The sequence below is a fragment of the Pontibacter virosus genome (assembly GCF_003096355.1).
Lineage (GTDB): Bacteria > Bacteroidota > Bacteroidia > Cytophagales > Hymenobacteraceae > Pontibacter > Pontibacter virosus.
In genome coordinates this window covers 1-6,119 of record NZ_QEKI01000027.1, presented here as the reverse complement: position 1 = coordinate 6,119, position 6,119 = coordinate 1, and the positions used below count along the sequence as shown (strand labels likewise).

The following is a 6,119-nucleotide window of genomic DNA, read 5'->3' as shown; positions in this document are numbered from 1 at the left end:
GCTCCATTGGAATAAGGTATAAAAACTAAATGGTACAACACAATGCATGCTCAACCTTCGCTAACGCTTCAGGCTCCGCATGCACGCGGCCCGTTGTATGTCATATAAGCTATGAATAAGAGCATTTATACATTAGTCTTCTTAATTTTTGTCTCAATCGGTTGTTACGCGCAACAAGATAAGGAGTACAAACTTGCCTCTAAGACAGAATCTGGTGATTTTAATTATAAAATGCTTTCAAAACTTGACAGTATCGGATCTGAAGGGGACTCTGCCAAGACAAGACAAGTATTTGAGCCAGTTAAAGGCAACTATACTGTTTACCAGTTTATCGCTCCTTTTAAAGGTGAATCAGTATTCGGAGGTATAGGTAATTTTCATGATATACTGATTGTAAAAGTTGACAACAAAAATACCGTTTTAGACTCTTATCAATATACATTGGAATGGGGAGAGACTCCGCTCGATTATGACCTATTTCGGGGAATAGCTAAAGGTGTTATATTCAAAGATGGGTTAAAAATAGATGAATTAAAGCTAGCAAGAGAGTGGGATGGCAAGCAAGAGTTTCTAAGCGATAACGGAACCATTAAGCTTAAGAATTGAAAATTGCTGCTAACTAAACCTATAATATAGCTCTGGCAAATTATGGGCAAGCCATTGTATGTCATATAAGTTATGAAATGAAGAAAGTTTTACTTATCCTATCGTCTATAATTTTAATCATTCCTCTGGTTTACATTGGGAGCTTAGTGTTTGAGAAATTCAATTATGTAAGCTCCTTTACAGACCATGAAAGCAAATCCTTAAATATTGAAACTAACAACAAACAAAAGGAGATGAACAACTTCCCCTTATTCAGATACAATCCACATGCAGAAAAGCTTGGGATTATCAAAAAAGAGAACACTAAATGCCCTGTCTGTGAGCAGGAAAGAGAGTATGTTTATCAAGGGCCGTTCTACTCGGAAGACCAAGTTGAAGGTATATGTCCTTGGTGTATCAAAGATGGCTCTGCGGCAAAGAAGTATGACGGAGAATTCCAAGACGCTGCATCCTGTGAAGATGTAGAAAAGGAAGAATACCTTGTAGAGTTGACTACAAGAACGCCTGGTTATTCAGGCTGGCAACAGGAAAGATGGTTAAGCCATTGCGGTGACTTTTGCGCATTGAAGGGTTACGTTGGCTGGCAGGAGATAAAGCCTCTGAAGGAAGAACTAGCTAAGGACCTCGATGTAATCAAATCGGACTATGATCTGACACAGGAACAATTAGAAGAACATTTGGTCAACAACGGGAGCATGCAAGGGTATTTATTCGAATGCTTGCATTGCGGCAAACATCGACTGACAGTTGACGCTGACTAAAGGAAAGAAATACGTCATACAACACAGTTTATACCCTATGCTTCGGCTGATGGCCTCGCACAAGGTATACACGAACACGTTGGCGGTAATAGAAGAGTAATGAAGAAATTTAAAATATGGTTGGTTGTGACTGTCTGTCTTACGTCTTGTAATATCGGCGCAGGTACCTTAGGCTCATTTGACGACAGAAAATTCCGCGTAAACTTTGATGAAATGCAGGCAGCAATGAATTTACTTGAAGAACAGAAGATTCCAGACAAATGGAAAGAAACAGCTGCCAGTATCCAACATACTTATGAATTCCTATCAGCTAATACCACCTGTTTTTATTTTCCAGAAAGCCCCGAAGAAATGTACTTTGTTTCATATCAAGGTAACTCTAAAGTAACTGTTATGTCAGTTCGTTCAGTCTTTATAAATGGCAGGTGGTTGACTGAAAGAGATTTGACAGAAGCCGAAAGTGAAAGAATTGAAAATAGATTTGACAAAGAAATAGTTGACAAACTTGAAAGAGTAACAAATTCAAAAGCAACTAGAGAAAACTAGCTTCCGCCAACAAAGTGCAGCCTTAATCCTTGCTACGCTTCGGACTATGGCTGCACGAACAACGTTGGCAAAAATTGATATCATGAAACAGCAGGGTTAAATAAAAACGAAAGTGGCCATAAGTAAAAAGAATTCCCGACTAATAGAATGCGACGGCAGGAAATTTAGATGGACAATTTCACCCGCAACAGATTACATAAAGTTCATCGCTGAAGAAGCAGAAAAAAGCGGAAGAAAAATTGAAGTAACTATAACTTCAGACATTGACCGACTCTGGCTGGAATTTCCCAATATTTCCAATTTGAATCTTAGGGTTATAAAACCCAAAGACGTCGCAACTTTTATCTCACAAGCTTTAAAAGATGGCTGGAATCCAGAAGAAAAAGGAAGTCCGTTTAAATACAGGCTTCAAGGAGATGAATTAAAAAGAGAAGAAAGTAATTAAAGAACTAAAAACAACCTTTGCCAACCAAGTTCAGCCTTTATGCTCGGCGTTGCCTCGCCCATCGGCTGCACAAGTCCGTTGGCAGGAATTTTAAGCATGAAAGATTACTCACATATAGTTGGCGATTGTAGAATTGACAAACTATCACTTGATTTTAATTCCAATACAATCACATTCGTCATGACAAGATATCGTGAAGAGTTGGAAATAATTGAAGTGAAATTTGATGGAGTAATAAACCAAGATTTCAAGATAATTGACAAGGACAACATCGTTTTCGGAATAGAAGAAACCGATTGGAATGGCTTAGAAACGGAATTTCCTGACCTGATGAAATGGTACGAGCATTATAAAAGCATAGCCCCAGAAGAGAAGGGAATGATTAGTGATGGAACAGCAAAATGCTTTCACATTAGGGGGACTGCAGGACTTGAAGGTTATATAATAGCAGAAACCATAAAAATTGAAAAAATAAATTCTGCCAACAAAGTTCAGCCTTAACCCTTGCTACGCTGCGGGCTTCGGCTGCACGAGACCGTTGAGCTTAATATGAAATTATGAAAGCATTCTTGACAATACTGGTTTTCATTTTATCGTGTAGGCTCAGCTTTAGTCAAGGGAGCGACCATTTGGTGCCCGTTGATGGCTACTTTCATTCCTTTGTAAACAGTAAAGTACTTCAAACTTACTATGAACGTACTCAAGAGACATTATTCAAAGGTGTAGAAGAAAACCAATACTTTGTCAGGGTAGTGGTATTGCCATCATTTCAGCCAGAGAAGCTATTTTCGGTTGAATTCCAAGAGGGAGGACTAGTACTGCTGAAAAGAACAGCTGATATACCAATCTGGGCTTATGTCAGCCCACACGTTAGCTCACCCAATAGGAAGCTTAAACTGATAGAGCAAAAAGTTAGAGTAAGTGAAGAACTTGCCACAGAACTTAAGGAGTTATTTTTGGTCGCACTATACAAGACCCAGTATCCTGAAGTACCGCAAATGGGTTTGGATGGGACTTATTACTATTTCATTACCCACAAACCGTGGGCAGGTACAATGGCAGGCAAAACTTGGTCGCCAAAAAAGGGGACGAAAATGTACGAATTGGTCGAGTTGACATCGTTGATGGAGAAACTTCTACAAAGTAAAGCTACAGAAGAAGATCAAAAATCTATGATAGTAACAATCAAGGCACTCAAAAAGAAGTTACAAGAAGATTAAGAACTAATAAGCTCAACAAGACCTATAGTGCATAAACGCACCATAGCAAAGCCGTTGGGCTTAATAACAAAGAATAGAATGGGAGTAATTAGACTAATATTGTTTTTGCTGATTCTAATTCAGACAACAGCCCACTCTCAGGTTGACTTTGATAAGATTAAGCAAAAAAAGTTAGAGCCAATTACCATCGATACAGTCAAAGAAGACGTGCTGATTGTTGAGAAACGCTTTGCCACTCTTTACTTCAATAAAGCCGATGTCAGGGAGTATACGATACCTTATAACAAGCTGGGTGTTCGCATAGACCAACATCATGATAACTTACTTGAAGTAGTAAATGCACCTGGTGACACAAGGCTGGTGGACTGGTGGAATGATTACACGGACAATGAAAGGCAAAGCATTCATGGTAACTCCAATTTTGTGAACGAGCAAAAGAAAGCCCTGTCAGAGCTTTACTATGTCGGAGCTGACTTGATTCATGACGGGAAATTCATGGTAATAGACAAAGCCACTGGCGAAGAAGTCAGAAAAAGGCTAAGAATGAAAAGAGTAAAAGGATTGTATGGGAGCCGCTATGTGGAGTTCCTTTTGCCTAACGGTAAGAAATTTTGGCACCTAGTAACCCGCCTTGGAGAATAGAACTACTTAGCCCAACAAAGTTTATACCCTATGCTTCGGCTGACTGCCTCGCACAAGGTATACACGAGACGTTGGGCTAAATGAGAAGTTAATGAAAGAGATTGTATACTTATTTCTAATTACGGGTTTCATCTTTTCAGGCTGCGAGCAAAGGATTTTAGAAGGTAATGAAAAAATCATTGAACCAGAAAGTGAAGAGCTAATCATAGACCCAGTTGAATACATGCCGACTTTTCCTGGCGGAGAAGATTCGCTTACATCTTATTTAAAGAAGAATAATCAATGGATAGCGGAACAATCAACAATAGATGGAAGAGTAGTGATTGGCTTTGTTGTAAACGAAAAGGGTGAACTAAAGGAAATTGAAGTACTAAAAAGTCTTTGCTCATCCTGTGATAAAGAAGCTATCAGATTAGTAGAAAATATGCCTAATTGGATACCAGCTGAAGAAAATGGAAAGCCAGTACCAAAGAGAATAATGTTACCAATTAGTTTTAATGGGTTGAAATAAAAATCTCTTTGCCCAACAAAGTTCATAGTTTAAGCTGCGGCTACGCCTTGCCCACACTATGCACGAGTAACGTTGTACAACATTTGAGAAAAATGCCAATAATTAGAAATAGTAGTCAGCGAAGCAAAACACTAATTGAGTTTTACACAGACTTAAAGGATGAAGGCAATGAATACTACAAAAGGGCAGGGGCTTTAATGCTACAATGGATTGATAAAATTAATCAAGAGTTGTTGGACACAGATGTTTGGGGATTAACTTCTCATGACCATCTGATTTTACAGAATAAAGACGATTACTCTTCGACCGCATGGGTTGTACTTTGTGCAACTATAGACGAGTACCATATTGAATACCTATTACCAAAGGATGACCAGCCATGGGAAAATGCATATGTAAAAGGAGCTACTAAATCTCTAAATGAAGCTGTAGAAATGGTCAAAATCGCAATTCGTAGTTCCGAAGGTTGGAAAGAACCAAAAGAGTAAAAAATAAAACACTGTACAACCACGCCTAAACTTTAGCTACGCCACAGTTTAGACAAGTACGTTACCTGCAATAAGAATAAATGAAAATTGAATTTGATAGTGTAAAATCGCTCAATAGAAAAAGCACTGACATTGACGTTAGATGCCATAAGGTTAATGACTTATCAATACTTGCAAAGTTTAAGAATCTTCAAAAGCTTCAACTCAGGACATTCAAAGGAAAAGACCTGTCATTTCTGAAGGAACTGAAGGAACTGAGAAGCATTGTACTGGAGAATGTAATTGCCGATAACGAGCTAGAGGACTTAAGTAGTTTGACTTCGTTGGAGGTGTTAACCATACAAACACCAGTGGGTTGGGACGGTTCTGGAAAATAGAATATAAGTCCCTGAAGCCTTTGTCTGGATTGGAGAGCTTAACTGAGCTTCGGCTTTTAGATATACATGTAACCGAATCAGGGTTTCAGCCAGTTCTTAGTCTAAAGGGACTGAAGAGAATTGTCACGAACAACACCTTTACAACTTATGATTTTGCCGAACTGAATATTTTCAGGCCAGATATTGAATGTGAATATGCCGCGCCTTACCGAATAAGAGAAATAGAATACTTCAAATGCAAGAAGTGTGGTGCTTATAAAATGGAGTTCAGCGGAAATGATTTACAGAGAAGAACTTTCTGCCCTAACTGCAACAAAAAGAAAGTAATAGAACTAACAGAGCGGTTCACAGAAATAAAAAGAAAAATTGCAGCAGGTAACAAGGTATAAAATTCAGCTTTGGCCGACGGCCTCACCGTCTTTTATACAAGCCGAAATCTATGAGTAAAACAAGGGTTTTGCTCTAAATATTCTTCAATTTCAGTTCATAGGGCGTTCCCCGTTTCACCACGGCCACGATTTGG

General features: G+C 38.8%; 11 protein-coding genes. All 11 read left to right on the top strand.

The genetic code is table 11. The annotated features are described in order from the left end of the window. The first annotated feature begins 111 nt into the window (after window positions 1-111). The 11 genes from C8E01_RS21150 to C8E01_RS21100 all read left to right on the top strand — a co-directional run bounded on the left by C8E01_RS21150 (window position 112) and on the right by C8E01_RS21100 (window position 5,985). Window positions 112-606 carry a hypothetical protein gene (locus C8E01_RS21150; protein ID WP_116545453.1) on the top strand — a complete coding sequence of 165 codons (495 nt, stop codon included), beginning with the start codon at window positions 112-114 and terminating at the stop codon, window positions 604-606. Window positions 607-683: 77 nt separating this feature from the next. Further along, window positions 684-1,367 (top strand): CbrC family protein, encoded by a 684-nt coding sequence (locus C8E01_RS21145; RefSeq protein WP_243409759.1) that lies wholly within the window; start codon window positions 684-686, stop codon window positions 1,365-1,367. A 99-nt stretch (window positions 1,368-1,466) separates the two neighbouring features. Beyond that, the gene (locus C8E01_RS21140) at window positions 1,467-1,913 is read left to right on the top strand and encodes a hypothetical protein (protein WP_116545452.1); all 447 of its coding nucleotides are present in this window, start codon (window positions 1,467-1,469) and stop codon (window positions 1,911-1,913) included. 112 nt (window positions 1,914-2,025) lie between these two features. Further along, a complete protein-coding gene (locus tag C8E01_RS21135; RefSeq protein WP_116545451.1) occupies window positions 2,026-2,358 on the top strand; it encodes a hypothetical protein in 333 nt (110 codons plus the stop codon). A gap of 96 nt (window positions 2,359-2,454) precedes the next feature. After that, on the top strand, window positions 2,455-2,859 hold the full coding sequence (locus tag C8E01_RS21130; protein WP_116545450.1) for a hypothetical protein: 405 nt from the start codon (window positions 2,455-2,457) through the stop codon (window positions 2,857-2,859). Window positions 2,860-2,915: 56 nt separating this feature from the next. Further along, on the top strand, window positions 2,916-3,578 hold the full coding sequence (locus C8E01_RS21125; protein WP_116545449.1) for a hypothetical protein: 663 nt from the start codon (window positions 2,916-2,918) through the stop codon (window positions 3,576-3,578). Between the two features lie 78 nt (window positions 3,579-3,656). After that, entirely contained in the window at window positions 3,657-4,220 is a 564-nt protein-coding gene (locus tag C8E01_RS21120; RefSeq protein WP_116545448.1) for a hypothetical protein, read from the top strand. Window positions 4,221-4,311: 91 nt separating this feature from the next. Beyond that, the gene (locus tag C8E01_RS21115) at window positions 4,312-4,731 is read left to right on the top strand and encodes an energy transducer TonB (RefSeq protein WP_116545447.1); all 420 of its coding nucleotides are present in this window, start codon (window positions 4,312-4,314) and stop codon (window positions 4,729-4,731) included. Window positions 4,732-4,823: 92 nt separating this feature from the next. Then, entirely contained in the window at window positions 4,824-5,219 is a 396-nt protein-coding gene (locus tag C8E01_RS21110) for a hypothetical protein (RefSeq protein ID WP_116545446.1), read from the top strand. Window positions 5,220-5,299: 80 nt separating this feature from the next. Then, on the top strand, window positions 5,300-5,596 hold the full coding sequence (locus C8E01_RS21105; protein WP_116545445.1) for a hypothetical protein: 297 nt from the start codon (window positions 5,300-5,302) through the stop codon (window positions 5,594-5,596). Between the two features lie 20 nt (window positions 5,597-5,616). Continuing rightward, on the top strand, window positions 5,617-5,985 hold the full coding sequence (locus tag C8E01_RS21100) for a hypothetical protein (RefSeq protein ID WP_133242811.1): 369 nt from the start codon (window positions 5,617-5,619) through the stop codon (window positions 5,983-5,985). The last annotated feature ends 134 nt before the right edge of the window (window positions 5,986-6,119 follow it).

Bases quoted from the DNA above. Each gene is read 5' to 3' on its own strand.
- C8E01_RS21140 (WP_116545452.1), top strand. From the start codon at position 1,467: ATGAAGAAATTTAAAATATGGTTGGTTGTGACTGTCTGTCTTACGTCT.
- C8E01_RS21115 (WP_116545447.1), top strand. From the start codon at position 4,312: ATGAAAGAGATTGTATACTTATTTCTAATTACGGGTTTCATCTTTTCA.
- C8E01_RS21125 (WP_116545449.1), top strand. From the start codon at position 2,916: ATGAAAGCATTCTTGACAATACTGGTTTTCATTTTATCGTGTAGGCTC.
- C8E01_RS21150 (WP_116545453.1), top strand. From the start codon at position 112: ATGAATAAGAGCATTTATACATTAGTCTTCTTAATTTTTGTCTCAATC.
- C8E01_RS21120 (WP_116545448.1), top strand. From the start codon at position 3,657: ATGGGAGTAATTAGACTAATATTGTTTTTGCTGATTCTAATTCAGACA.
- C8E01_RS21145 (WP_243409759.1), top strand. From the start codon at position 684: ATGAAGAAAGTTTTACTTATCCTATCGTCTATAATTTTAATCATTCCT.
- C8E01_RS21110 (WP_116545446.1), top strand. From the start codon at position 4,824: ATGCCAATAATTAGAAATAGTAGTCAGCGAAGCAAAACACTAATTGAG.
- C8E01_RS21105 (WP_116545445.1), top strand. From the start codon at position 5,300: ATGAAAATTGAATTTGATAGTGTAAAATCGCTCAATAGAAAAAGCACT.
- C8E01_RS21130 (WP_116545450.1), top strand. From the start codon at position 2,455: ATGAAAGATTACTCACATATAGTTGGCGATTGTAGAATTGACAAACTA.